Source organism: Psychromonas sp. SP041 (assembly GCF_000470315.2).
Taxonomy (GTDB): Bacteria; Pseudomonadota; Gammaproteobacteria; order Enterobacterales; family Psychromonadaceae; genus Psychromonas.
In genome coordinates this window covers 1-25,193 of record NZ_CBRF02000033.1, presented here as the reverse complement: position 1 = coordinate 25,193, position 25,193 = coordinate 1, and the positions used below count along the sequence as shown (strand labels likewise).

The following is a 25,193-nucleotide window of genomic DNA, read 5'->3' as shown; positions in this document are numbered from 1 at the left end:
TTAAATAGGTAATCTAATGGCTGAAAAAACTGCCATTACAGTATTAGGAGCAGGGTCATACGGCTCTGCTCTTGCTGTATCATTGGCTCGTAACGGACATAACACGTTAATTTGGGGTCACTCAGATGACCACATTAAACGCCTACAAACCGATCGTGAAAACAAAGCATTTCTACCAGGAGTCACATTTCCTGAACGTCTCCAGCCTGAAAGTGATTTAGCAAAATGTATTGCCGCAACAGATACTATTTTGTTGGTGGTGCCTAGCCATGTATTTGGTTTGGTATTATCTCAAGTTAAACCTTTATTACGTCCAGAGCATCGTATTGCTTGGGCAACAAAAGGGTTAGAAGCTGAAACAGGCCGTTTATTACAAGAAGTAGCGAGAGATATCGTGGGTGACCATTACCCTCTTGCTGTTTTATCAGGTCCTACTTTCGCGATGGAAGTCGCTAAAGGCTTGCCTACAGCCGTTGCTGTGGCGGGTACAGATACTCACTTTACCCAACATATTGCTGACCTTTTCCATAATAATAGTAATTTTAGAACCTATATTTCGGAAGACTTCACTGCCGTACAATTAGGTGGCGCTGTTAAAAACGTGATTGCTATTGGTGCAGGTTTAGCCGATGGCTTAGGTTTTGGTGCAAATGCGCGTACTGCGTTAATCACGCGTGGTTTAGCGGAGTTAACGCGCTTAGGTGTTGCTTTAGGTGCTACTGAAGCTTCATTTATGGGCATGGCAGGTTTAGGTGATTTAGTCTTAACTTGTACAGATAATCAATCTCGTAATCGTCGTTTTGGTTTAGCATTAGGCTCTGGTAAAGGTATTGATGAAGCACAGGTTGAAATTGGCCAAGTGGTTGAAGGCTACCGTAATACTGAAGAAGTTTATAACCTTGCTAAACGCGTTAATATTGAAATGCCGATTTGTGAACAAATCTATTACGTGCTTTATCAAGGTAAAGCGGTAAAAGAAGCGGCTATGGACTTGTTATCACGCAGTAAGAAAGGCGAATAACATCTCGTTTCTTTAAGCGTTTATACCAATCTGGATAAATAAATGACTAGATAATTACTTAGATTGGTATTAATACCAAAAGAATTAATAAGGTGATCATTCTTGCTGGTTAAAATCCCCCCTAACTGCGTTGTGAGTTTTGAAGTGAGAACAACTATCTCCTACAACTCACGCCTTATTAGTGTTAATTTTTCCTGCGCAATCTCTGATCACTTATTTAATTCCATTGGTATAACTCTGTTTTTAAACGCTAGATATAAAAAAGGCCTCATTCGAGGCCTTTTTTAATTTAAACGATAAAGCTAATGCAAATTAAGCGTCTTGTAAGATGTTCAACATACGACGAAGTGGCTCAGCTGCACCCCATAGTAGTTGGTCACCAACAGTGAATGCACTGATATATTCAGGTCCCATTGCTAGTTTACGGATACGACCAACAGGAATGCTTAATGTACCGGTTACTTTTGCAGGAGAAAGCTCAGAAACCGTTGCTTCACGTTCATTTGGAATCACTTTAACCCACTCATTGTGAGAAGCTAAGATCTTTTCAATTTCAGCCACTGATACATCTTTTTTCAGTTTCATTGTGATTGCTTGGCTATGACAACGCATTGCACCAATTCGCACACATAAACCGTCAATTGGCGTTTGGTTATCAGATGTACCTAAGATTTTGTTTGCTTCAACTTGTGCTTTCCACTCTTCTTTAGATTGACCAGAAGGCATTGGTACATCAATCCATGGAATCAAGCTACCAGCTAATGGTGCACCAAATTGTTCAGTTGGTAATGCATCACTACGAATGAATTCAGCAACTTTTTTATCTATTTCTAAAATAGCAGAAGCTGGATCTGCTAACTCATCCGCTACTGATGATTCAATTGCACCCATTTGGCTAATCAATTCACGCATATTACGTGCACCAGCGCCTGACGCTGCTTGGTAAGTGTGCGGAGAAACCCACTCAATTAAGTCTGCTTCGAATAAACCACCTAATGCTAATAACATGAGTGAAACGGTACAGTTACCGCCAACGTAAGTTTTTACGCCGTCAGCTAAACCTTGTTGAATCACATCTTTGTTGACAGGGTCTAATACGATGATGCTGTCGTCTTTCATACGTAATGAAGAGGCTGCATCAATCCAGTAACCATTCCAACCGCTTGCACGTAATGCTGGGTAAACAGAGTTAGTGTAATCACCACCTTGACAAGTAATGATGATATCCATTTTTGCTAGATCTTCAATTGAAGAGGCATCTTTTAAGGTTTCGGTTTTTTTACCAATATCTGGAGAAGCTAGACCAACTTGTGAGGTGGTGAAAAATACAGGCTCAATCGTTGCAAAATCATTCTCTTCACGCATTCTTTGCATAAGAACAGATCCAACCATACCGCGCCAACCAACTAAACCCACTTTTTTCATGGTCTATATTTCCTTAAATTTGATAGTTTAAATAAAACGGTTAATCATTAACCTAATAGAGAATCTATCATTAGAGGCGTGATTAAGGCTAGTTATTTGATGGTTTGCGGAGGAAAAAGTGCAGAAACTTACCTTGATTGCTTAATTTTTATCAAATCATCAAGGTAAGTTATGATCGGTGTGCTGATAATGGCTAATATCAGCGACTATATATGATGAACTATTTAGCGTTAAAGTGGTTTTTATTAGTCGTAAATTGTCGGAATAGGTTGGCGTTTATGTTGAGTACGTAGATAAATAGCAATGAGTTTATCTTCAATCTCTTTTGCAACTTCTTTGCCTTCTAAGAAATCATCAATCTGATCGTAAGTCATGCCTAATGCAATTTCGTCTTCAAGCTGTGGCTGATCCTCTTCTAAATCTGCTGTCGGTGCTTTTTCGACTAATAGGCTAGGTGCGCCTAAATGCTTAGCAAGTGATCTTACTTGACGTTTATTCAAGCCAAATAAAGGCGCTAAATCACAGGCACCATCACCATGTTTAGTATAGAAACCGGTAATGTTTTCTGCACTGTGATCGGTTCCAACAACCAAGCCACCAGTTAACCCAGCAATTTCATATTGTGCAATCATACGCATTCGCGCTTTCACATTACCTTTTACAAAATCAAAGTTAGCATTCCCAGCCAATTTTACTTCGCTGTTTTGTAACGCGGCGACGGTTGTTTCATGAATACCATCTGCGCCAGTTTGTACATTAACGGTGATGCAGTTTGTTGGTTTAATAAAACTAACGGCTAGTTGTGCTTCATCTTCATCTTTCTGAACTGCATAAGGCAAGCGTACCGCGACAAATTGATAGTCGTTAGTGCTTTCTTCTTGATTTAATTGGTCTATCGATAGCTGACATAGTCGCCCAGCTGTACTTGAGTCAACACCACCACTGATACCTAATACTAATGTTTTGCAATATGCTTTTTTTAGTGTGCTTTTAATAAAACTAATACGGCGTTCAATTTCATTTTCTATATTGATGTCTGCTAAAACACACATCTCTTGTAGTATTTTTTGTTTCATGAGGCAGTCCATTATTTAGAGGTGAATTTATGTTTATAAATTATTATGCAAAAAAGCAGTCATTTTTTATAGTAAAACTTAGGATTATTAATAGAGCCTTTATAAAATGAGATAAAATATTTTAAATAGGTGGTTCAAAATTATTCATTTTTAGTAAATGATTTTTATAATGGCTGCTGTTTAATTGATGTACATAGCATAGGGATTTGAGCTTCTTTATTCGCTAATACGATTAACAATAATTTTAAATTATTGTCTAAAAAATGAGGTTATATAATATTTCTAATATCTTTATTTTTAATGTTTGATTAATGTGGATATTTATTGCTCTTGCTCTATCAATATTAAAAAAAGCAGCCCATTGGGCTGCTTAAGTCTATTTTACAAGTTATTAATTGTTATTAACTAATGGTTTAGACTAGTGATCTACATCAATCACTTTAAAGGTAACCGAAGCATAATCAGGTGAATCTGTTCCTGTTTTATTTTGGTTATAAAGACCAGCCTTAAAGTACATGTAATCTGAAGCATAGAAGTCATCAATCGTAATGGCGCTAGTATCACTTGAATTGCGGATCAACTGTTTAGAGCGAGTTTTAGTGTAGGTAATTGAATCTTCAGTTGTGTACGTGTAACCGTCAAGCCATACAGTAACTTGTAATTGGTCACCAGAAAGGTCAATTTCATAACTCCACTCATCACCTAATGCAATACCATTTGAAGGTTCAACTGGGTCACCACTTGCATCTTCATCTGTATCATTTTTATCAGTGAAACCGATGATATTAATGCGATCACCCGGATCTCCGCTTGAATCATCTACAGTAAAGAACACAGAACCTTTATCGTGCTCTGGTAGTTTGCGGTAGTAAATTTTAACTGGTTCATGATCTTCTCCATGGATTTGACCAACAATGATACGACCAATTTGATCTTCACTTGTTGCATCCACAGATACTGTGTTAACAATTAAAGTGGCTTTTAAGTTGCCGTCAACACCGCCCGCATCAGATTGGTTAGATGAAGAGGCTTCACTTGTTACCCAGTTATTTTTAGTGATACCTTTGACATTGGCATCACCACCGTCTGTATAACGCGCCATTAGTTCTCGTAATTCAGAACGTGGGTATGTAGAACCACCTGAACTTGCTGCATCATTTGCAACAGTAAATGTTACACAGCCATTGTTAAATATAATTTCTTCTTCACCGTTAGAGCCTAATGTTTTGTTATCAACTAAGTCTTGGATATCGTCAACGTCATTCATCGAAGTACCGTCGCCTGTAGTGTAACCCCAAATAGACATGTCGATATTGCAACTACCGGTAGAAACAACTTCCTCCTCAGTTACTTCTTCTTCAGTTTCTTCACTTTCAACTGCGTCACCGCCGTAAATTTTAACTTCGGTAATATTCATCCAATCGCTGCCAGCACTATTTTGTTGTGCTTTAACCCGAATTTGTTGTGCTGATATATCAGTCACGTCATATACTTCTAAATCTGTACTACTACCACTACTGACATCATCAAACACTTTTGTCCAGCTACCGCTTGTGCCTGAACGTGCATAAATTTCAAAGGTATGTGTGCGAGACTCGCCTTGCCCCCATGCAATACCAACCTTAGTTACATCGCTGTTTTCTTTCAATTGCATTGTTAAATTAACGGCATCACCACCTGCTTCAGCAGCCCAGCGCGATGTCCAAGCTGTACTCTCATCTATAGCATTTTCAGGAGGGTAATTAGAGTGACTCGTACCATCATCAAATGCATTATCAATTTCTAATTCATCACTATTTGAACTGGTACCACTACTAGTCGAAGTACCAGTACTTTCTAATGCAAAGTCATCAAAGCGACCTTCATCACCATCGTAACTACCAAAAATAGTCACAGAAGTTTTTGAGCCAGAATTAAAAGAAAGAGTTACTAACTCGTAATCATCATTGCCACTGCTGCTACTTGTGTAACTAGTGTCATCTATCGTTGCGCCAATTTTACCATGGCCTGAAATATAAGCCGTTAATTGGTAATCAGTATTGGTATCTACGGTTATATCTTGTTGAAATTTACCAGAAGATCCTGTGATTTTAGCTGCTTTTGAACCTGTGTATTCATCGCTTGAAATAGCTGAAGGCTCAGTGTCTTCCCAGTTATCAAAGCTACTTTCAAAGCCTGGATTAGAGATGCTCACTGAGGCGGCGTTAGCTAGTGATATTGTGGACATTGATAATACAGCTGCAACAATTGCAGCTGTATATTTAAGTTGTGTTTTTAATTGCATGAAAATTCCTTTTAAATTAAACAATTTTTACTTAATGTCATACTTAAATATTAAAATATTAAAGGATGATTTTTCTATACTTAAATAAGATTGAAACCGAGGCAATTAAAAATAGGCCTAAAAATCGCCTATAGATCACATTGTAAGCACCAAAAAAGTGCAACTTCACTATTTTGGTGCAATTTTAATGTCAATGTCACAATTTTGATTTGTTGTTTAATACTGTATTTTAGGTTTTCAGGAAAATAAAAATTGATTTAAAGTCGTACAATAATATTAAATAGCTGCATTTTTTCTTTTATCACTCATCAACACGATGATCTTTTACGATGAATGAATAATTCCTTTTTCAGGGTATTTTACTCGATAGTATTCGGTGCTTAATGAACAAATAATGACTTCCTTGAATATTGATAACGTACTCATTTTAGAGTGTCTACATTTAGGTATAATACTAATGGCTTTTCATTAAAGTACTTTAAGGCTTATTTTATTATACGATCTCGCTACAAACTCCGTTAAAATGATCACCTGATTTCTTTATATTAATTATATTAAGGTTCCAATTATGTCTTTAAGTGTTGTTATTCTTGCTGCTGGTAAAGGTACTCGTATGCGTTCTCTTTTACCTAAGGTGCTACATAAAATTGCAGATAAGCCGATGGTGCAACATGTTATCGATACTGTGAAAGGGATTGGCGCTGACAACATCCACTTAATTTACGGACATGGTGGCGACATCATGAAGCAAAATATTGCAGATAATCGCTTAAATTGGATTGAGCAAACTGAACAATTGGGTACTGGACATGCAATGCAAATTGCACAACCTCACTTTAAAGCAGATGAAAAAATCTTAATGGTTTACGGTGATGTCCCTTTATTATCAGCGACTACGTTAGAGAAGTTAATTGCAGTACAACCAGAAGGTGGTATTGGATTGTTAACCATTACGTTAGACGATCCTACAGGTTATGGTCGTATAGAACGTCTTGACGGTAAAGTCGTGGGCATTGTTGAACAGAAAGATTCAAACTCAGCGCAGTTAGCGATTAAAGAAGTGAACACTGGTATTCTTGTGGCAAATGCTAACGATTTAAACCGTTGGTTACCTGCGCTATCTAATGATAATGCGGCTGGTGAATACTATATTACTGACATTATTAAAATGGCACATGAAGCGGGTTGTTCTATTGAAACGGTTCAGCCTGAAAATACGTTTGAAGTTGAAGGTGTGAATAACCGTTTACAACTTGCTAATTTAGAACGCGCTTTCCAGTTACAAAATGCTAATAATTTATTATTAGATGGCGTGATGTTACGTGACCCAACTCGCTTTGATTTACGTGGTGAATTAACGTGTGGTCAAGATGTTGATATCGATATCAACGTTATTATCGAAGGTAAAGTGACGTTAGGTTATGGCGTTAAAATTGGTGCAGGTTGCATTCTAAAGAACTGTGATATTGCTGATAATACTGAAATTAAAGCAAACTCTATTATTGAAGGTGCCAGTATTGGTGAAAACGCTTCGATAGGTCCTTTCGCACGACTTCGCCCTGATACTGTTATTGCTAACGAAGTGCATATTGGTAATTTTGTTGAAGTGAAAAAATCAACGTTAGGCGTTGGCACTAAATGCGGACACTTAAGTTATATTGGCGATAGCCAAGTGGGTAGTGGCGTTAATATTGGTGCTGGTGTGATCACATGCAATTACGATGGTGTTAACAAGCATCAAACCATTATTGGTAATGATGTGTTTTTGGGGAGTGATTGCCAAATTATCGCGCCTGTGACGATTGGTAATGGTGCAACAACAGGTGCAGGAACAACAATTGTAACGGATGTACCTGATAATACATTATGTGTGTCACGTACTAAGCAACGTAATGTTGAAGGTTGGACGCGTCCAGTTAAGAAAAAATAAAACTTAATTTTTTAGTAAGATATTTAGCAGGTCGGTAACTTAGGTTATCGGCCTTTTTTATTGCTGAACAATACTCCTGTGTACTTTTGATGACTTAGTCATTGAACCAATTAATGACGATTATTAATGCTTTGTCTTTTGATGTGTTTATACAGTCGTAGCCATATCAATCACAGTAAATATCTCAGCTATTTTGCTAGTTACCCGTTCACTTCTTTGTTGTAAATTATTTTATAAAATAATCGATTACATTGTTTTAGTCTTGATTTTCTTCTGTTTAAAGTTCAGAGAAGGGAGCTATATGAAATAAATATCCATTGTTTTTAATAGTGTTTTGAAGTGCAGGTGTTGTAGAGCGTGGCATCAAAAAAGTAGTAGGGCTTAAATAATAGATATAAAAAAAGGAGGCCGAGGCCTCCTTCATCTAAAGTCTAATTAAATTAGACTTTTTTAAGATTTAACGGACGTTTACATACTTGCACACTGCGAAGATGCGCTAATGTGTTTTCCGGCATACCTTTTGGTAATTCAATTGTTGAGTGATCGTCATTTAGACGGATATCACCAATGAAGCGACTATTGATATTTGCTTCATTTGCAATTGCACCTACGATGTTTTTAACTTGAACACCGTGCTCACGACCAACATCTAAACGGAACATTTCAAGTTCAACGTCAGTAGGACGTCCACGACCACGCGGTTTATCATCGCCACGAGATTCGTTGCGATCGTTACGTGGACGGTCAGGACGGTCACCACGAGGGCGGTCATTACGATCATTACGGTCGTTGCGGTCACGACGTGGGCGATCACTGCGTTCGTTACGGTCATTGCTACGCGGCTCTACAAACTTTTCTTCAACAGGTTGTAATGGTTTGTCTTTTTGTGCCATGTATAGAAGCGCTGCTAGTAAATCTTGCTCTTCAATTTCTGAATTATTTTCTATTTGTGAAAGTAAAGTACGGTAGAAAGTAAGATCTTCGCTTTCACAAACGGCTGCAATTTGCTTTTCAAAGTTGCTAATACGTGTTTGTGTTACTTCGTCACGTGTAGGTAAGTCCATTATAGTAATTGGTTGGCGAGTAGCACGTTCAATTGCTTGTAATAAACGACGCTCGCGTGGTGCTGCAAATAAGATTGCTTTACCAGTACGGCCAGCACGACCAGTACGACCGATACGGTGAACATAAGATTCAGTATCTGTTGGGATGTCGTAGTTAACTACTAAGCTAATACGTTCAACGTCTAGACCACGTGCAGCAACATCTGTTGCTACTAAGATATCTAAGCCACCTGATTTAAGGCGTGCGATAGTACGTTCACGTGTTTGTTGATTCATATCACCGTTTAGTGCTGCACTGCGGTAACCACGTGCTTCTAAACGTTCTGCTAATTCAACTGTTGCTGTTTTAGTACGAGCAAAGATGATTACGCCATCAAACTCTTCAGTTTCTAACATACGTGTTAATGCATCTAGCTTGTTAACACCACGTACGATCCAACATTTTTGTTCAATGTTTGAAACAGTAGATGTTTTCGCTTTGATCTTAACTTCTGTTGGGTTGTTCATGTAACGCTTAGTAATGCGTTTAATTTGATCAGGCATTGTTGCTGAGAAAAGCGCAGTTTGGTGCTTTTCAGGCATTTCTTTCATGATCGTTTCAACATCATCAATGAAACCCATGCGTAACATTTCATCTGCTTCATCAAGTACTAATGTTTTTAGGTTTGATAAATCTAATGTTTTACGTTTCAAGTGGTCCATGATACGACCAGGAGTACCAACAACAACGTGTGGACCACGTGTTAATTGCTTGAATTGAATGTTGTAGCTTTGACCACCGTAAATAGGCATAACGTGGAAACCACGCATGTGACGAGAATACGATTGAAATGCTTCTGCTACTTGAATCGCTAATTCACGTGTTGGTGCTAATACCAATACTTGTGGGTGGTTCTTGCTGATATCAATGTTTGCTAATAAAGGCAGTGCAAATGCGCCTGTTTTACCAGTACCCGTTTGAGCTAGACCTAAAACATCTTCACCTCTTAATAGGTGTGGGATACATTGTGCTTGAATAGGAGATGGTGTTTCGTAACCCATTTCTGATACAACTTGCACTAATGCTTCTGGTAAGTTTAATTCTTTAAAGGTTGGTCCTGCTATTTCTTCTACTACTTGTGTGTTTTCTGACTCTGACATAGTGGCCTCATGAGTTTATAAAATGCTGCACATTACTCGAATGTGCGTTAAATTCAGCCTATACCTACATCAGTTTAACAAGTTAAATGTCGTTAAACATGTCCATTAATTTATTGCGAAATCAATCGCGTAGTAGGTTTACTCTGAATATTATGCTTCGCTTTAGATGGATCCGTGTGCGAGGGAGGCGCATTCTACTGTATTTGTGTATAAAATGCTCGCTTTATTTTGACAAACCGCACGTTTTTTATGAATTAACTGCTGTATAGGGGTATTAAATACAATAATTTTATTGTGGTTTTTATATTTAGAGGTGTACTTGATTTTTCTTTTATTTAATTTGCCATCAAAGTAGGTTATAAAGACGACGTTTTAAATCATACGGATAGGTGAAAAAGTGGCATTAGCATCACATAAGTTATCGATAGCACAAGGTGTTGCTATGCTGGTTTCTGCATTATTAGGCTCAGGTGTATTTATTATTCCTGCCATTGCTGCACAAATTGCAGGAAGTTGGTCTTTATTAGCATGGGCAATCATGGGTGTTCTCATTGTACCGATTGTTTTTACTTTCGCGCAGTTAGGTAAGTTTTATCCCAATGCAGGTGGTACTGCTTATTTTGTGCAACAAGCATTTGGTGAGCGTAGTGCAAGATTAGTTAGCTGGTTATTTATTTGGGTGGTCGCCTTAGGTACCCCGGTAATAACCATGACCGCGGCTAATTTTTTACAGAATGCGTTAATAGAAGTAGGGCTAATATCGATTGGAACCGATTTTAGGTTGATTATTGCGGTTGCCATTTTGTCTTTAGTATTAATGATTAATCTGTTGGGACTAAAAACGGCGGCGATTATTCAATCTGTACTCAGTGTCGTTATTGTTAGCACCTTGTTGTTTTCTTCTATTGATACTCAATTTACTCATTCATTACAGTTACCTGACACTCTATTTAATATAAGTGATATTGCATTAGCCGCGACTTTTATCCTTTGGTGCTTTTTAGGTATTGAAGCTATTACGCATATTGCAAATGACTTTGAACACCCTGAGCGAGATTTTCCATTAACTATTTTTATCGGTATTACGATTACCTTAGTTGTTTATGGGTTGATCAGTCTTAGTTTATTACAAATGGGATTTTATGGAGATCAAGAGAAAAATCTTAATTCTGTCGTACATTTAGTTGAAGCGAGCTTAGGTAATAAAGGATATATCCTAGTGAACTTAGTGGGCTTCTGTACGTGTTTTATTTCTATTAGCTTATACTTTGTTGGTTTCTCTCGTTTATTACAAAGCATGGCCAAACAGCAGCAAATTCATTCTAATCTTAGTCGTGTAAATAAACATAATGTTGCTTATTGGGGGTTAGGTTTTTCAGTGACTCTTTGTTGTATCGTTTTGTTGGTTAGCCAATCTCTGGATGTCCCATTAGAAAACTTAATTGCTTATGCTAACGGTTTGTTTATTTTAATTTATTTAGCCGCGGGTATTGCTGGTGTCGTATTATTAAAAGGAAGAGGAAAGTGGATGGCTGTTATTGCGAGTATCACTTGCTTAGTGTTATTTGTAGCGTTAGGAAAAGAGATGATATTTGCACTGATATTAGTGTCTGTATTAGCAATATATTATGCGGCTATTTATAAATCAAATAACCGCATTAAAACAAGCTAAGGGATTACTTATAGAAAGAGTGATCGCCTTGAGCATGTTCAGTTACGTCACGTACTGCATTTAGCTCGCCTGAAAACTCTTCAAGTAGCTCTTTCTCAATGCCTTCTTTCAACGTTAAATCAACTTGTGAACAACCATTACAGCCACCACCAAATTCAATAACAGCTACATTGTCTTCAGTAATCTCAATGAGCTTAATAAAACCACCGTGGCTTGCTAACTGTGGGTTGATTTGTATTTGAATAACGTATTCAACACGTTCTAATAATGGCGCATCTGATTTTACTTTGCGCATTTTTGCATTAGGTGCTTTTAATGTTAGTTGTGTACCTGTGTCTTCTTCTACTAGGTCAACAAATGCATCATCTAAGAATGGCAAACTAACTTCATCAATTAATGCATCAAAACTTTCAAAGCTCAAACGTGTATCACTACTTTCAACTGCTTCTGGTGGGCAGTAAGATACACCACATTCTGCTTTTGGTGTGCCCGGATTGATAACAAACACACGGATGTTAGTGCCTTCTTTTTGTGGCTCTAGTAATTTTGCGAAGTGTGCCTGTGCAACTGGAGTAATTTCGATCATGTTAAACCTTTATGCTTGAGTAATTTACTAGGTCATTATAACGAGAATTGAATGCAATAAGAAAGCAAAGAGTGAAATTGCAATAAATAATAAAATTAAGAATCGTTTTTCGAGTGATTATTAATGCGTTTTATAGGAGATATTTCCCATTAATACAATGTATTAGTGCCATTAACCTAGCTCTGTTCGACAAATACACCACACATCAATTCTGCTAACTTCAGCTGCTAATAAACACTGACATAAGCTATTAATAGTTGCGCCTGTTGTCACTACGTCGTCAATTAATACAACATATTTCCCTTTTAACGACATTGAAGATTGTTCATGTAGCGAAAAAGCATGCTTTAAATTAGAGGTACGTTGCTTTCGATTCAAGCCTTCTTGGGCATGAGTAAACTTATTACGAATAAGTGGGGAATTAATCATTGTAGGTAAAGGTAGGTGTTTGATTAAGGCATCACTAATTAGCTGTGCTTGATTGAAACCACGCTTTCTATGTTTTGTAATATGTAAAGGAACAGGAATTAGAAAATCAATGTCCTGAAGTTGCTGAGCTGTATAGCGTTGTTTGATACTACTGGCGAGTAGTAAACCCAATAAATCCGCATATAATAATTGGTTGTTATATTTTAATTGTTTTATCAATTCTGGAAAAGGGGATTGATAACTCGCGATAGCGTGCAGTTGTTGGAAATAAAAAGGATGCCTTAAACACTCCCCACAAAAATCTTGTGAGTTGGTTAATCCACAACCACAATGTAAACAACAAGGCCTCTCTGTTAATATAGCCTTATAACAAAACTGGCAAATAAGCGCTTGGTGACTCGATAAATGACACAACAGACAACGACTTGGTAAACAAGCTTCAAATAGATTTTGACTCTGTTGATAGACATGTCGTAGAAAATATCGCAAATCAGCCCTTTAAATAAAATGATAGTTGAGTGAGGTGATAGTGAGTATAGAACACAAAAATCATGAGCAGGTGGATCAGCAACTAACATATAAAGCAGTCGGTTCTGGTAAAAATCTTGTATTAATACATGGATGGGGCGTTAATAGTGCGGTTTGGCAGCCTATTATTGAACAATTAAGTCAGTATTATTGTGTGCATTTAGTTGATTTACCTGGATTTGGTGAACAGTCTGAATTGTCTGATTATTCCTTAGCTTCTATTGCTGAAACCTTATTAGCTAAGTTACCTCAAAATGCCGTTTGGTGCGGTTGGTCTTTAGGTGGGTTAATAGCAACTTATGTTGCTTCGCATTTCCCCGAACGTGTTGAAAAATTAATTCAAGTTTGTGCATCATTAAAGTTTGTAGAGCAAGGGCAATGGTCTGGTGTAAAAAAAGAAGTATTTGAAGCATTTAAGGTAGGGGTAACTAAACAACCTAAAAAAACGCTTAATCGATTTTTGTCTTTGCAATCGATGGGCAGTGATTCCGTTAAAACTGATATTGCTACGATCAAAAGCCTATTAGTGGATCAGGCTGAGCCGAAAAAATCTGCATTAATTGCAGGTTTAGATTTATTAAATGAAGTGGATTTACGAACGGAGTTTAGTGAATTAACAATGCCATGTTTAAGTATTTTTGGTGAAAAAGATAGTTTAGTGCCAATGGATAACGCGGCTACTTTACTTGAGTTAAATCCATCTAATCAACAGGTTATTTTTGAGAGGTCTTCTCACATGCCATTTATCAGCGAATCCAATCTGTTTAAAGCGACTTTAATTGGTTTTATTGAGTGATAGGTTTTACAGTTAAGCTTTATTTTTGTTTAAATAATAGCCATAATGTAATAGCTATTATTTATTAGGAGTCCTTTATGGAAATAAATTCAGCATTCTCATCGGGTGTTAATGGTTTGAATAATGCGTCTCAACAAATGACTGAGTCTAGTCAACGTATTGCTAATCCGATAAGCCAAAATACAGAACAAAATGTAACGCCTGAAGCGCCAACTGCGAACAGTTATGTTTCTGGGCCTGTCACAGCGGAAGTCATTAATATGAAATTAGCAGAAATACAAGCTCAAGCTTCTGTGAAAGTAATTATGACGGCTGACGAAATGGTTGGTTCACTTATCGATGTGTCCGTTTAACTGAAACCATTATGGTTAACGTAAATGTTCAACTTCCCCCTATTGCAGCAGCCCCTTTTCCACAAGCTGCCGAGGGGCTGCGTCAAGAAAATCATTTACAATCTGCTATTCCTAAAACAGAAGAAGCACACGCTTACGCTAAAATGCGAGATCAACAAGAGCGTGAACAAGTGGCCCACCAATCGTCACAAATAATTCAAGATAACCATAAAGGTTCTCAACAACAAGATCAGTCAACGAACTCTAACCAAAGACGTCATTTTTTCTTTGCTAGTAAATTAAAACTTTCATCTCATGAGTTGGATACGTTATCTGTTGAGTTGAGTGGAATATCTGATTATAAACAAGTGATGTCAGTGATTCAGGCTAAATATGCTAATGCCGTTTTACCAATACCTGAGCCGGTGGTGAGTTACAGTATTTAATACCAATCACACTAATTAACTGATCTATTTTACTGGTTAAAATAACTTATTTCTTCGTTGTAAATTTCGCAAATGGAACAACCATTTAGCTCAATTTACGCCTTAAACTAAATCATTTTTCCTGCGCAAAATTTAGATTACTTATTTAATATAATCGGTATAATCGCGACGTATGAATCGTATAATATTGAGTATTTAAGTCGTAATCGACTATCTTGCAGTGTATAAAAAAGCCGCCAATCTAGATAGATTGGCGGCTTTTGCATGTTACTTTAAAGTGATTTAATAAAGGCTATCTAATAAGACGCTTATTAATCATCAAAAGTGACATTAAATTTAGTGAGAATGCCCACAGCCTTCAGCTGAATGGATATGACCATGTGACATTTCTTCATCAGTCGCTGCTCGAACAGATACAACTTCACCTACAAATTGTAATGCCATACCTGCTAGAGGATGGTTTGCATCGATACTTACATTTTCTTCAGTGACGCCAGTGACTTCTACAGTACGAGGACCTTGCTCAGTTTCTGCTTGAAATGACATACCGACTTCAATTTCATCAACGCCTTCAAATAAAGTACGAGGTACTTCTTGAACTAATTCTTCTTGGAAAGGACCGTAAGCTTCTTCTGCTTCTAATTTAACATCAAATTTGTAACCAGCTTCTTTGCCTTCTAATTCTTTCTCTAAACCAGGTACTAAATATTGTGCACCTTGAATAAATTCAAGAGGGCTACCGTTTTCTGTACTATCAAGGGCATTACCGTCAACTTCTGCAACACCAAAGTGGATTGCTACTACTGAATTTTTTTCAATTTTCATTGTTATTTCTCTCTATTCTTTATCGGGTTCTGAGGGATCAAAAACACCAATTATTTGTTCAAATTGACGTGTTGCTGATTTAGCCTGATTAGGTGTTTGTGTTTGTGTGTAATCACAAGACACGCAGGTTAAAGTCTCAACTGCATTTTCCAGTGTCAAAGCAATACTGTCAATAGTCTTACATTGTGGGCATTCTGCTCCAGCGATGAAGCGTTTTTTATTCTTAGATACAGGCATATACAAATCACAAATGACAAAAAGTACGTAATGATAAACAAATTAGCACTCATTTTCAGTAGTTATGGCTCAAGTTTGTAAAGTTCGTTATTATCTTGCTTTAATTTACCTGATTTACATTGAGACTCTGAATTTATGATCGTTGCAACTAATATCGAATTTATCCGAGGTGGAAAAGCCTTACTTGAAAATGCCAGTGCAACCATCAATCCAAAACAAAAAGTAGGTTTAGTCGGTGCCAATGGTTGTGGTAAATCGAGCTTCTTTACTTTATTAAAACAAGAGTCTCAAGTGGATGCTGGTGACCTAACAATTCCACATCATTGGCGATTAGCGAGTGTTGCTCAAGAAACGCCTGCTTTAGATACCAATGCGTTGCAATATGTTATTGATGGCGATATTGAATTTCGTACATTACAAGCAAAACTAAAACAGGCTGAAATAGAAGATAACGGTACTAAAATCGCTGAAATGCATATTTTATTGGATAATGCTGGTGGTTATACAATTGAATCTCGCGCTGCCGAGTTATTAGCTGGTTTAGGTTTTAGTGAACAAGCGCAAGGACGAGCGGTTAGTGATTTTTCTGGTGGTTGGCGTATGCGTTTAAACTTAGCGCAAGCGCTGCTTTGCCCATCTGATCTACTTTTACTGGATGAGCCTACCAATCACCTCGACTTAGATGCGGTTATTTGGCTTGAAAAATGGTTACATCAATATCAAGGTACATTAATACTGATTTCTCATGACCGTGATTTTATTGATAGCATTGTCGATAAAATTATTCATATTGAACAAAATAAATTATTTGAATATACCGGTAACTACACTAGCTTTGAGCGTCAACGCGCTGAAAAACTAATGCAGCAACAATCTTCTTACGAGAAACAACAAGTGCAAATGGATCATATGCAAAGCTATATTGATCGCTTTCGTTATAAAGCCAATAAAGCAAAGCAAGCGCAAAGCCGTATTAAAGCACTTGAAAAGATGGAAGCGCTCTTACCAGCCCATCTCGATAATCAATTTAGTTTTTCATTCCGAGAACCTGAAGCACTACCAATGCCATTATTAACATTGGAAAAAGTGAGTGCAGGGTACGAGGATCTATTAATTCTTGATGAAATAAAATTAAACTTAGTCCCTGGTAGTCGTATCGGTTTATTAGGGCGTAATGGCGCAGGTAAATCAACCTTAGTTAAATTACTGTCAAATCAGCTTCAGCCTAAATCAGGCAAGATTGAAATAAACACAAATGCAAAAATTGGTTACTTTGCACAGCATCAATTAGAGTTTTTACATTTAGACGAAAGCCCAATGCAGCATTTAATGCGTTTAGCACCCGATGAGAAAGAACTGCCTCTGCGTAATTTCTTAGGTAGTTTTGGTTTTCAAGGTGACAAAGCTTTTGATATTGTCGCGCCGTTTTCTGGTGGAGAAAAAGCGCGTTTGGTTTTAGCATTATTAGTGTGGCAAAAACCTAACTTACTATTACTCGATGAACCAACCAATCATCTTGATTTAGAAATGCGTCATGCTTTGACCGTCGCTTTACAAGCATTTGAAGGCGCAATGGTAGTGGTATCGCATGATCGCCATTTACTTCGTACGACTATCGATGACCTATATTTAGTACACGATAAAAAAGTAGAACCCTTTGCTGGTGATTTAGATGATTATCATCAATGGTTGTCTGATCAACAACGTATTGAGAAGCAAGCGGCTCAAAGTGAAGATAAAGTGGTCTCGGTGAGTGCAAACCGTAAAGATCAAAAAAGATTAGAAGCGGAATTTCGTAAAAAGTTAACGCCTTTTAAAAAGCAGTTAACCAGCGCAGAAAAGCAAATGGATACTTATTCTGCTCGTGTGGCTGAGATTGAAGAACAGTTAAGTGACAGTTCGCTTTATGAGCAAGAAAATAAAAAGAAATTAACGGATCTATTAAAAGAGCAAGGTGAAGTAAAAGAGCAGTTAGAAGAAGCTGAAATGTTATGGATGGATGCTCAAGAACAAATTGAATTATTACAAGCCGAAAGCGAATAATTTATATTGAGCCTTTTATAAGTAAATCTTCAAATTATAAGTGAAACGCCAAAATTTATAAATGAAGTCGAAAATAGATGCGCTGCTGATAAAGAAAACCTGAACAACTTTTCTTTATCAGCAGCGCATCGTTATTTAATAACTTGTCGTGTCTGTATCGTAAGCTAAGCCTGCGATAACTCTCTTAGCAAAGGAAATGCTTGTGCTGTTTTCTCTGCGGTCACCACAAAACCAATTAGCTTTTGTTGTTCATTGTAAGCTTTAGCAATTATCCCCTCTGTTTGCACATCAAATATCCAACGGTTAATTTCATTTGAACAAGTCACTCCGCCAATTTGAATAGGGTAAGTCGGTGTTTTTACCTTAATCATAATATTAGGTAAATTGACTGCTGAAGGTGCATCTAATAAAGTTTTGGCTAATGCATTTGCACTAATCAATATTGGTTGTAGGTAAGCGCGAACCAACCCTTCAAATTGCGCACAATCACCTAATGAATAAATATCTTTAATAGAAGTTTGTAAATGTGCATCGACACAAATACCATGCTCAGTTTTAATATTGGATTGATCTGCAAGCTGCGTATTCGGTTTTAACCCTGCACAAACAATAACTTGATCAACTTGTAAATGATCATTATTACTTAATAGCGCTAACATTTGACCATGCTTAGTGGTTGTGTCGTTGATGTCTAATGCTGCCTCCAACTCAATAGCACTCACCGTACAAGCTGTTTTAATCTCAATATTATGTTGTACAAGGTTCTTTTGAAGTTCAAGCGCCACATATTCAGGCAATTGTCTGGACATTAATTGTGGTGAAGGTTCAACTAAGGTGACTTGTTTACCCGCATTAGCAAGATCTAGTGCTATCTCGACACCAATTAAGCCGCCTCCAATGACTAGCACAGACTCAGCAGAGGTAATTTGTTCTTGGCAGGCAGCGAATTCTTGTAAGCTATTTAACGTCAATAATCTCTGTGCAGCATTACCTTTAATGGCTGGGATAAAAGGAGTCGCACCAGTTGCGAGTACTAGTTTCGAATAACTTATTTTGTGTTCACCAGCAATAATAAACTTATTAAATCCATCAATTTCATTCACGCGAGTTTTCGTGATTAAGCGGACCTTATATTGTTCTGCAAATTCAGCTGCAGTTGTATTGATAACATCAGCAACAGATTGCTTCTTGGAAAATACATGGCTTAAATCTGGCTTATTATAATCATCTCCAGAATCTGCGGTTATGATACAAATATCAATTTCATTATTTTGGCGGCGTAAAGCTTTCACTAATTGATAGGCAGCAAAACCGCTGCCTATAATCACAATGGGCAGTGTCATTATGCAACCTCTTCGGCAGAGTGGGGAATGAAAACGTCTTTACCTAAGTTACAATCAGGGCAAAGGAAGTATTCAGGTACATCATTCCAAACCGTGCCTGCTGCAACATCTTGACTTGGTTCGCCTATTTTAGGATCGTAGATCCAGTTACATACGGTGCAAATCATGCATTGGCAATCTGGCCCATGTTCTTGATGTTGCTCAGCTGTGGTTGCTTTTACTGGTTGGTTTTCTGTTGCATTCGTTATCATTGGTTGTATATTGCTTTGATCTAATGCCCATTCTTTTGCAATACGTTGACCGTGTTCACGACATAAGCGCATTGCTTTGCCATCTGGTCGCCATTTTGTATGTAGGCTATCTGCCATTTCAAAACCTGCTTCGATTAAGCGTTTATTAATACGGTCAATGGCACCACCATTCCAACCTGAGCTACCAAAAGCACCGGCTTTTTTCTGTTTAAATTTAAGCCCCGTTATCTCTTCTAACATACCTGCCACTTTAGGCATCATGACATTATTCATTGTTGAAGAACCGACCAAAACGCCTTTAGAGCGAAATAGGCTCGACAGAATGTCGTTTTTATCTTGGCGTGCAATATTAAATACCTTAACGGCTACTTTAGGGGCGATATCGTGAATCCCTTGTGCAATCGCATCAGCCATCATTCGGGTATTGTTAGACATGGTGTCATAGAAAATAGTAATACGATCTTCTTGGTAATCGCCCGCCCATTCTAAGTACTTTTCAATGATTTGAATTGGGTTATCACGCCATACAATACCGTGTGCTGTTGCAATCATATCGACGGGTAAATTGAAGCTTAATACTTCTTTAATTTTGGCAATAACCAACGCACTAAATGGCGTTAAAATATTGGCATAATAACGTAGGCATTGATCCATTAACTCCGTTTGATCAACTTCATCGTTAAATAAACGTTCATCGCAGTAATGTTGCCCAAAAGCATCATTACTAAACAAGACTGCATCACCTGTAATATAAGTCATCATGCTATCTGGCCAGTGCAGCATCGGCGCTTCAACAAAAACAAGTTGTTTACCGTTACCAATATCAAGACTATCGCCGGTTTTAATCGTTTTAAAATTCCATTCTGGGTGATGATGATGTCCAACAATCGAATCAATAGCTGCGTTTGTGCAATAAATAGGGGTGTTTGGAATACGTTCCATTAATGCTGACAAAGCGCCTGCATGATCTTCTTCTGCATGGTTAATAACAATATAGTCGATACTCTCGAGGTCAATTTCCATTTCTAGGTTTTGAATAAACTGATGACTAAAACGATGATCAACGGTATCTATCAATACAGTTTTTTCTTCTCGAATTAAGTAGCTGTTATAACTTGTTCCTTTCGTCATTTTATATTCAGTACCGTGGAAATTCTCGATTTCCCAATCACGTTGCCCGACCCAGTGAATATTATTTTTTACATGAATTGTCATATTGGTTTCTCTCTGAAATAAGTAAGTTATATAAAGTTATCAAGTACATTGCAGACAGCGTGCCAATTTATGGTTTATTTTAAGCTATTGTTATTTAATGTTTTTTTAATTCAGTAACATTTTAATTTATCTTTCTGATAATTTATTGTTTGTCATCAAGATAATAATTTATCTGAATGATAATGTTTGTGCAGCCCTACGAAGCATGACGATAGTGAATTGACTGACATAATCAGGTTTATGTGACCATGATATTTTCAATGAAATAAAGCGAGTTAAAATAAAATGACAAAAAGAAATAATGAATGGTTACAAGTTGCAGTGGATATTACCTCGAGTATTTCTGAGCAGGATCGCTTTGAACGTTTATTAATAACGCTGCGTAATATATTAAAATGCGATGCTTCAGCGCTCCTTCTATATAAAAATCAGCATTTTATTCCCTTGGCCATTAATGGGCTTAGTGCCGATGTGTTAGGGCGTCGTTTTGTTATTGATCAGCACCCTCGATTCGAAGCGATTGCACGTGCCGGTGACATAGTGCGTTTTCCGAGCGATAGTGACTTACCCGATCCCTATGATGGATTAATTCCAAATCATCAAGGATATTTAGAAGTGCACGCTTGTATTGGCCTACCTTTATTGTACGAAGGTCGTTTAATTGGGGCTTTGACTATCGATGCATTTAATCCTACGCAATTTGAACAATTTGATAACGATTATTTACGCTTGGTTAGCGCATTAGCTTCTAACAGTTTAAACACTGCATTATTAATGGAAAAACTTGAGCGTAACTCGAGTTTACCTTCGAATACATCAAGATCATCGTCATTAAACTTAAGCAAGCAAGATATGATTGGCCAATCTCAAAGTATTTTAACTTTGAAATCTCATATTGACGCAGTAGCTTCGACTGATTTATCTGTTTTAATTATGGGAGAAACAGGTGTGGGTAAAGAGCTGGTGGCTCACTCTATTTTTAGGCAATCGCAAAGAAGTAAACAGCCATTTGTTTATTTAAATTGTGCTGCGTTACCAGAGTCAGTCGCTGAAAGTGAATTATTTGGGCATATTAAAGGCGCTTTTACCGGTGCAATCAGCAATCGAAAAGGTAAATTTGAGTTAGCTAATAAAGGTACGCTTTTTTTAGATGAAATTGGTGAGCTCTCTTTAACTTTACAAGCAAAACTATTACGCGCGTTACAATATGGTGATATTCAACGTGTTGGTGAAGATAGTAATATTAAAGTCGATGTTCGGATCATTGCGGCAACCAATAGAGTAATGCATGAGGAAGTAAAAAAAGGCAATATGCGATCTGATTTATATCATCGCTTGAGTGTCTTTCCTGTTTTTGTTCCACCTTTAAGAGAGCGTGGTGATGATGTTATTTTATTAGCTGGTTTTTTTGCAGAGCGTTGCTCTCATAAGCTTAACGTCGCCAGTATCCAAATTGATAATAGCGTCTTGCCGTTACTTCATGCGCATGCGTGGGAAGGAAATGTAAGAGAGTTAGAGCATGCCATATATCGTGCAGCTGTTATTGCAAAATCAGAGTCGAATGAAACACATATTAGTATTCGCCCTAATCACTTCCATCTTCAAAAAGAGTCACATCAAAGCGAAGTTCCATTAGTTTCAATTTCAACACTATCCCCGACGAAGCAGGAGCAAGTTATTACTGAGTTACAACATAATGGGTTAGATAATTTTGGGAAGGGTGGTGGCACATTAAAAGAAATGATGGATCAATTTCAATATAAAGTCGTAGAGCAGGTCTATCTAGAGAATAATAAGAAACTATCTACTACTGCAAAACAATTGGGTATGTATCCAGCTAATTTACACCGTTTATTAAAACGTCTTAACTTAAATACATAAATAATAGTTATTGTAAGTTGCGCTAGATCTAAACTGCTCTTTAGTTTTAGCTAATATATCTACTAACATTATCATCAACGTTGATAGGCATCATAGCGAATATTTATCCTGTTACTTTGATTACAATAGGATAAAAAAGACAAGTTGATTTGTCCTGAATAAGTACTGAATCATAGGAATAAAAGTAAGAGATAAAAGGCTTTACTTGAGTTTTAATTTTAGCTTCGCCATAATCACCGCACAATGTTATATCTGTTTATACATAAAAAGGGATTAAAATGAGTTTTCAAGCAAATGAATATTTCGACGGTAATGTAAAATCGATCGCATTCCAAACTGCAACATTACCTGCAACAGTTGGCGTAATGGAAGTGGGTGAATACACATTCGGGACTGAAGCATACGAATACATGACTGTTGTTAGCGGTAGCTTAACGGTTAAACTTGTTGATACAACAGAATGGAAAACATATAACGCAGGTGAAACATTTGAAGTTGAAGCAAATTCAAGCTTTGATGTAAAAGTAGTAGTACAAACTGCATACCTATGTCTTTATAAAAAATAAAGAGTTAGGATTAAAGTGACTCTATAAAGTCATTATAAGGAGCTAAGGCTCCTTTTTTAGTTTTTAAAGATAATCAATTTCAATTTTATTTACTGTTTTGGGAAAATTCTTTTTCATTGAATAAGCTTTAATTCAGAGTGACTCAACTCAACTCAACTCAATACAATATGAAGCTGTAATTAAAAGACGGCTTAATCCTTACCGCTAATCAATATACTTAAACCCTATTTACCTCAACCCTATCTATCTCAACATTATTTACTTCAATTCTATCTACCTCAGCATTATCAATTTTTGTGTCTGAATTTAAAAGCAATTGGGAAGGAATAGAGTCCTATTATATAAAGCGAATACTATAATAGGTTGTCTAATGTTATCTAGTTAACAAAACTTAATGATGTTCTTCGAGTTAGCTGTAGATTATTGATATTTTCTAAGATGGTCACAAATAATCATACAATAGTATTATAAATTACCTGTTGGATTATTTTCTTAATATAGATGAAGCAGGTAATAGAATGAAAAAATTATATTTAGGTGTCGTCGTGGCAAGTCTTCTGACTGGTTGTGTAAGTAATGACAATCTCAAAAGTGAAGCCGTTGTGTCAAAAGCAATGCCGCCAACGACTAATACTCTCGCATTAATAGCAAAACTTGATCCTACTAAAGCACCCTCTCAAAACTTTGATTTAACGAAATGGAAAATCAATATACCAATGGAAGACGATAAACCAGGTCGTGCAGGTAAAGTGATGGAGATTTCTGCTCAAGAGCTAGGTGATCAAGTTAATCCATATTCACACCCTGATTGGTTCTATACAGATAAAAGTACAGGGGCAATGGTCTTCGCTACACCTAATAAAGCGATGACAACACCAAATAGTAAAAATGCTCGTAGTGAATTACGTGCAATGTTGGCAGATTCTTATAAAGATCCAAAAAATAACTTCGCATTAGCTGCTAATCCAAAAGCGGAAACTTATGGTTCAATTGGTGGTGAGTTATCTGCCACTTTATCGGTTGATTGGGTAAGTACCAGCGGTAATGATAAAAAGAACGGTGCTTTCTCAACTGTTATCGGTCAAATACATGCATCAAAGAACGAACCGCTTAAGATTGTCTATCGTAAACTACCTGGACATGAATATGGTTCGCTATATTGGAGATATGAAATAAATGCGACAGGTGATAATTATTCAAAGCGCAAAGATATCTACCATAATGTACTAGGCGCTTATGATCTTCGTAAAGGATCGGATGATCCCGTTGAAGGTATCAAATTAGGAGAAGTATTCTCATACGATGTAAATGTCGAAGAAAGCATTATGCATTTAACCTTCAAAAAGAATATTGGCGAGACAAATGAAGTTGTTAAAACATTTGCAGTAGATTTATCAAAAGCACATTACCAAGAAAATGAGTACGACGAAGGTTATGCTAATGATTGGATGTACTTTAAGGCAGGTAACTACAACCAATGTAATGTCGGATCTTCAGAATGTTCAAATAATGGTATTGCAGCAGGGGATTACGCAAAAGTTAGTTTTTACCAATTAACCTTAGATCAATAAATAACAGATCTACAAATAATAGAGCAACAAATAACTATGTAGCCTTTCAAAAATGAAAGGCTACAAATTATGAAAGGTGAATAAACGATTTTTATAAATAATCAGTAGTAATTTAAGATCTACGACCTCTAAATTAACGAATTTATGTTTAATGAATGATTAAGGATCGTTGATATCGATATTAACTACGTACTAGATCTCATTTTAAACGATTAAAACCTCCCATTATTGATTGAAAACCCCTCGTATTGTTGTTTAATTAATCACTTGGTACTTTTGTTGTAATTAATAGTAATAAAACGCTTGCGAATAGTTTCGCGATCCCTATAATACGCCGCACAGACAAGGACGGAGGCGCAAGCCACTAACTAAGACTGAGAATAAAAGAAACGCTTTAACGATTCAAACTTCGGTTTGAAATTAAGTTAAAATAAGACGTTGACATTGTTCGAAAGGCGCGTAATATACGCCGCCTAGCCGAAAGGCACGCTCTTTAACAATTTAATCAAACAATCTGTGTGAGCACTTGTTG

20 protein-coding genes are annotated in these 25,193 nt (G+C 37.0%); 10 read left to right on the top strand and 10 right to left on the bottom strand.

Annotation, left to right across the window (positions count from 1 at the left end):
• The first annotated feature begins 16 nt into the window (after positions 1-16).
• Positions 17-1,021, top strand: a complete 1,005-nt coding sequence (gene gpsA, locus SP041_RS16105; protein WP_025563748.1) for an NAD(P)H-dependent glycerol-3-phosphate dehydrogenase — start codon at positions 17-19, stop codon at positions 1,019-1,021.
• A gap of 312 nt (positions 1,022-1,333) precedes the next feature.
• On the opposite strand, the gene asd is transcribed toward gpsA, so the two are convergent.
• From asd to SP041_RS16090, 3 genes are all read right to left on the bottom strand, one after another.
• Positions 1,334-2,446 carry an aspartate-semialdehyde dehydrogenase gene (gene asd, locus SP041_RS16100; RefSeq protein WP_025564995.1) on the bottom strand — a complete coding sequence of 371 codons (1,113 nt, stop codon included), beginning with the start codon at positions 2,444-2,446 and terminating at the stop codon, positions 1,334-1,336.
• Between the two features lie 245 nt (positions 2,447-2,691).
• The gene (gene nadE, locus SP041_RS16095) at positions 2,692-3,522 is read right to left on the bottom strand and encodes an ammonia-dependent NAD(+) synthetase (RefSeq protein WP_025564996.1); all 831 of its coding nucleotides are present in this window, start codon (positions 3,520-3,522) and stop codon (positions 2,692-2,694) included.
• Positions 3,523-3,940: 418 nt separating this feature from the next.
• A complete protein-coding gene (locus tag SP041_RS16090; protein ID WP_025564997.1) occupies positions 3,941-5,806 on the bottom strand; it encodes a polysaccharide lyase family 7 protein in 1,866 nt (621 codons plus the stop codon).
• A 568-nt stretch (positions 5,807-6,374) separates the two neighbouring features.
• On the opposite strand from SP041_RS16090, the gene glmU reads away from it, so the two are divergent.
• The gene (gene glmU, locus SP041_RS16085; RefSeq protein ID WP_025564998.1) at positions 6,375-7,736 is read left to right on the top strand and encodes a bifunctional UDP-N-acetylglucosamine diphosphorylase/glucosamine-1-phosphate N-acetyltransferase GlmU; all 1,362 of its coding nucleotides are present in this window, start codon (positions 6,375-6,377) and stop codon (positions 7,734-7,736) included.
• A gap of 440 nt (positions 7,737-8,176) precedes the next feature.
• On the opposite strand, the gene SP041_RS16080 is transcribed toward glmU, so the two are convergent.
• Positions 8,177-9,940 carry a DEAD/DEAH box helicase gene (locus SP041_RS16080; RefSeq protein WP_025564999.1) on the bottom strand — a complete coding sequence of 588 codons (1,764 nt, stop codon included), beginning with the start codon at positions 9,938-9,940 and terminating at the stop codon, positions 8,177-8,179.
• 397 nt (positions 9,941-10,337) lie between these two features.
• Here SP041_RS16080 and yjeH point away from each other — a divergent pair, with 397 nt between their 5' ends.
• Positions 10,338-11,612 (top strand): L-methionine/branched-chain amino acid transporter, encoded by a 1,275-nt coding sequence (gene yjeH, locus SP041_RS16075; RefSeq protein WP_025565000.1) that lies wholly within the window; start codon positions 10,338-10,340, stop codon positions 11,610-11,612.
• Between the two features lie 4 nt (positions 11,613-11,616).
• On the opposite strand, the gene nfuA is transcribed toward yjeH, so the two are convergent.
• The gene (nfuA, locus tag SP041_RS16070; protein WP_025565001.1) at positions 11,617-12,198 is read right to left on the bottom strand and encodes a Fe-S biogenesis protein NfuA; all 582 of its coding nucleotides are present in this window, start codon (positions 12,196-12,198) and stop codon (positions 11,617-11,619) included.
• Positions 12,199-12,369: 171 nt separating this feature from the next.
• Positions 12,370-13,116, bottom strand: a complete 747-nt coding sequence (locus tag SP041_RS16065; protein WP_240791485.1) for a ComF family protein — start codon at positions 13,114-13,116, stop codon at positions 12,370-12,372.
• 40 nt (positions 13,117-13,156) lie between these two features.
• Here SP041_RS16065 and bioH point away from each other — a divergent pair, with 40 nt between their 5' ends.
• The 3 genes from bioH (at position 13,157) to SP041_RS16050 (ending at position 14,729) form a co-directional block, all read left to right on the top strand.
• Positions 13,157-13,951 carry a pimeloyl-ACP methyl ester esterase BioH gene (gene bioH, locus SP041_RS16060; RefSeq protein WP_051368583.1) on the top strand — a complete coding sequence of 265 codons (795 nt, stop codon included), beginning with the start codon at positions 13,157-13,159 and terminating at the stop codon, positions 13,949-13,951.
• Between the two features lie 77 nt (positions 13,952-14,028).
• Positions 14,029-14,304, top strand: a complete 276-nt coding sequence (locus SP041_RS16055; RefSeq protein WP_025565004.1) for a hypothetical protein — start codon at positions 14,029-14,031, stop codon at positions 14,302-14,304.
• Between the two features lie 11 nt (positions 14,305-14,315).
• Complete coding sequence (locus SP041_RS16050; RefSeq protein WP_025565005.1) at positions 14,316-14,729, top strand: hypothetical protein; 414 nt, start codon at positions 14,316-14,318, stop codon at positions 14,727-14,729.
• Positions 14,730-15,065: 336 nt separating this feature from the next.
• Here the strand turns inward: SP041_RS16050 and SP041_RS16045 are convergent, their stop codons facing one another.
• On the bottom strand, positions 15,066-15,554 hold the full coding sequence (locus SP041_RS16045) for a peptidylprolyl isomerase (RefSeq protein ID WP_025563584.1): 489 nt from the start codon (positions 15,552-15,554) through the stop codon (positions 15,066-15,068).
• A gap of 12 nt (positions 15,555-15,566) precedes the next feature.
• Complete coding sequence (locus tag SP041_RS16040) at positions 15,567-15,791, bottom strand: YheV family putative zinc ribbon protein (RefSeq protein WP_025563585.1); 225 nt, start codon at positions 15,789-15,791, stop codon at positions 15,567-15,569.
• Between the two features lie 135 nt (positions 15,792-15,926).
• On the opposite strand from SP041_RS16040, the gene SP041_RS16035 reads away from it, so the two are divergent.
• Positions 15,927-17,834 carry an ABC transporter ATP-binding protein gene (locus tag SP041_RS16035; RefSeq protein WP_025563586.1) on the top strand — a complete coding sequence of 636 codons (1,908 nt, stop codon included), beginning with the start codon at positions 15,927-15,929 and terminating at the stop codon, positions 17,832-17,834.
• Positions 17,835-17,998: 164 nt separating this feature from the next.
• Here the strand turns inward: SP041_RS16035 and norW are convergent, their stop codons facing one another.
• Both norW and norV read right to left on the bottom strand, forming a co-directional pair.
• Complete coding sequence (norW, locus tag SP041_RS16030; protein WP_025563587.1) at positions 17,999-19,177, bottom strand: NADH:flavorubredoxin reductase NorW; 1,179 nt, start codon at positions 19,175-19,177, stop codon at positions 17,999-18,001.
• Entirely contained in the window at positions 19,177-20,643 is a 1,467-nt protein-coding gene (gene norV, locus SP041_RS16025) for an anaerobic nitric oxide reductase flavorubredoxin (protein ID WP_025563588.1), read from the bottom strand. Before norV ends, norW begins: the two co-directional genes overlap by 1 nt.
• A gap of 285 nt (positions 20,644-20,928) precedes the next feature.
• On the opposite strand from norV, the gene norR reads away from it, so the two are divergent.
• From norR to SP041_RS16010, 3 genes are all read left to right on the top strand, one after another.
• The gene (norR, locus tag SP041_RS16020) at positions 20,929-22,524 is read left to right on the top strand and encodes a nitric oxide reductase transcriptional regulator NorR (protein WP_025563589.1); all 1,596 of its coding nucleotides are present in this window, start codon (positions 20,929-20,931) and stop codon (positions 22,522-22,524) included.
• Positions 22,525-22,802: 278 nt separating this feature from the next.
• Entirely contained in the window at positions 22,803-23,090 is a 288-nt protein-coding gene (locus tag SP041_RS16015; RefSeq protein ID WP_025563590.1) for a pyrimidine/purine nucleoside phosphorylase, read from the top strand.
• A gap of 518 nt (positions 23,091-23,608) precedes the next feature.
• Positions 23,609-24,661: a polysaccharide lyase family 7 protein gene (locus SP041_RS16010; protein ID WP_025563591.1), complete on the top strand. Its 1,053-nt coding sequence runs from the start codon at positions 23,609-23,611 to the stop codon at positions 24,659-24,661.
• The last annotated feature ends 532 nt before the right edge of the window (positions 24,662-25,193 follow it).

Excerpts from the sequence above, each read along its gene's own strand:
- SP041_RS16045 (WP_025563584.1), bottom strand. The coding sequence starts at position 15,554 with ATGAAAATTGAAAAAAATTCAGTAGTAGCAATCCACTTTGGTGTTGCA.
- norV (WP_025563588.1), bottom strand. The coding sequence starts at position 20,643 with ATGACAATTCATGTAAAAAATAATATTCACTGGGTCGGGCAACGTGAT.
- gpsA (WP_025563748.1), top strand. The coding sequence starts at position 17 with ATGGCTGAAAAAACTGCCATTACAGTATTAGGAGCAGGGTCATACGGC.
- SP041_RS16040 (WP_025563585.1), bottom strand. The coding sequence starts at position 15,791 with ATGCCTGTATCTAAGAATAAAAAACGCTTCATCGCTGGAGCAGAATGC.
- SP041_RS16015 (WP_025563590.1), top strand. The coding sequence starts at position 22,803 with ATGAGTTTTCAAGCAAATGAATATTTCGACGGTAATGTAAAATCGATC.
- SP041_RS16055 (WP_025565004.1), top strand. The coding sequence starts at position 14,029 with ATGGAAATAAATTCAGCATTCTCATCGGGTGTTAATGGTTTGAATAAT.
- SP041_RS16010 (WP_025563591.1), top strand. The coding sequence starts at position 23,609 with ATGAAAAAATTATATTTAGGTGTCGTCGTGGCAAGTCTTCTGACTGGT.
- SP041_RS16080 (WP_025564999.1), bottom strand. The coding sequence starts at position 9,940 with ATGTCAGAGTCAGAAAACACACAAGTAGTAGAAGAAATAGCAGGACCA.
- nadE (WP_025564996.1), bottom strand. The coding sequence starts at position 3,522 with ATGAAACAAAAAATACTACAAGAGATGTGTGTTTTAGCAGACATCAAT.
- glmU (WP_025564998.1), top strand. The coding sequence starts at position 6,375 with ATGTCTTTAAGTGTTGTTATTCTTGCTGCTGGTAAAGGTACTCGTATG.
- asd (WP_025564995.1), bottom strand. The coding sequence starts at position 2,446 with ATGAAAAAAGTGGGTTTAGTTGGTTGGCGCGGTATGGTTGGATCTGTT.
- norW (WP_025563587.1), bottom strand. The coding sequence starts at position 19,177 with ATGACACTGCCCATTGTGATTATAGGCAGCGGTTTTGCTGCCTATCAA.
- nfuA (WP_025565001.1), bottom strand. The coding sequence starts at position 12,198 with ATGATCGAAATTACTCCAGTTGCACAGGCACACTTCGCAAAATTACTA.
- SP041_RS16050 (WP_025565005.1), top strand. The coding sequence starts at position 14,316 with ATGGTTAACGTAAATGTTCAACTTCCCCCTATTGCAGCAGCCCCTTTT.
- norR (WP_025563589.1), top strand. The coding sequence starts at position 20,929 with ATGACAAAAAGAAATAATGAATGGTTACAAGTTGCAGTGGATATTACC.
- SP041_RS16090 (WP_025564997.1), bottom strand. The coding sequence starts at position 5,806 with ATGCAATTAAAAACACAACTTAAATATACAGCTGCAATTGTTGCAGCT.
- SP041_RS16035 (WP_025563586.1), top strand. The coding sequence starts at position 15,927 with ATGATCGTTGCAACTAATATCGAATTTATCCGAGGTGGAAAAGCCTTA.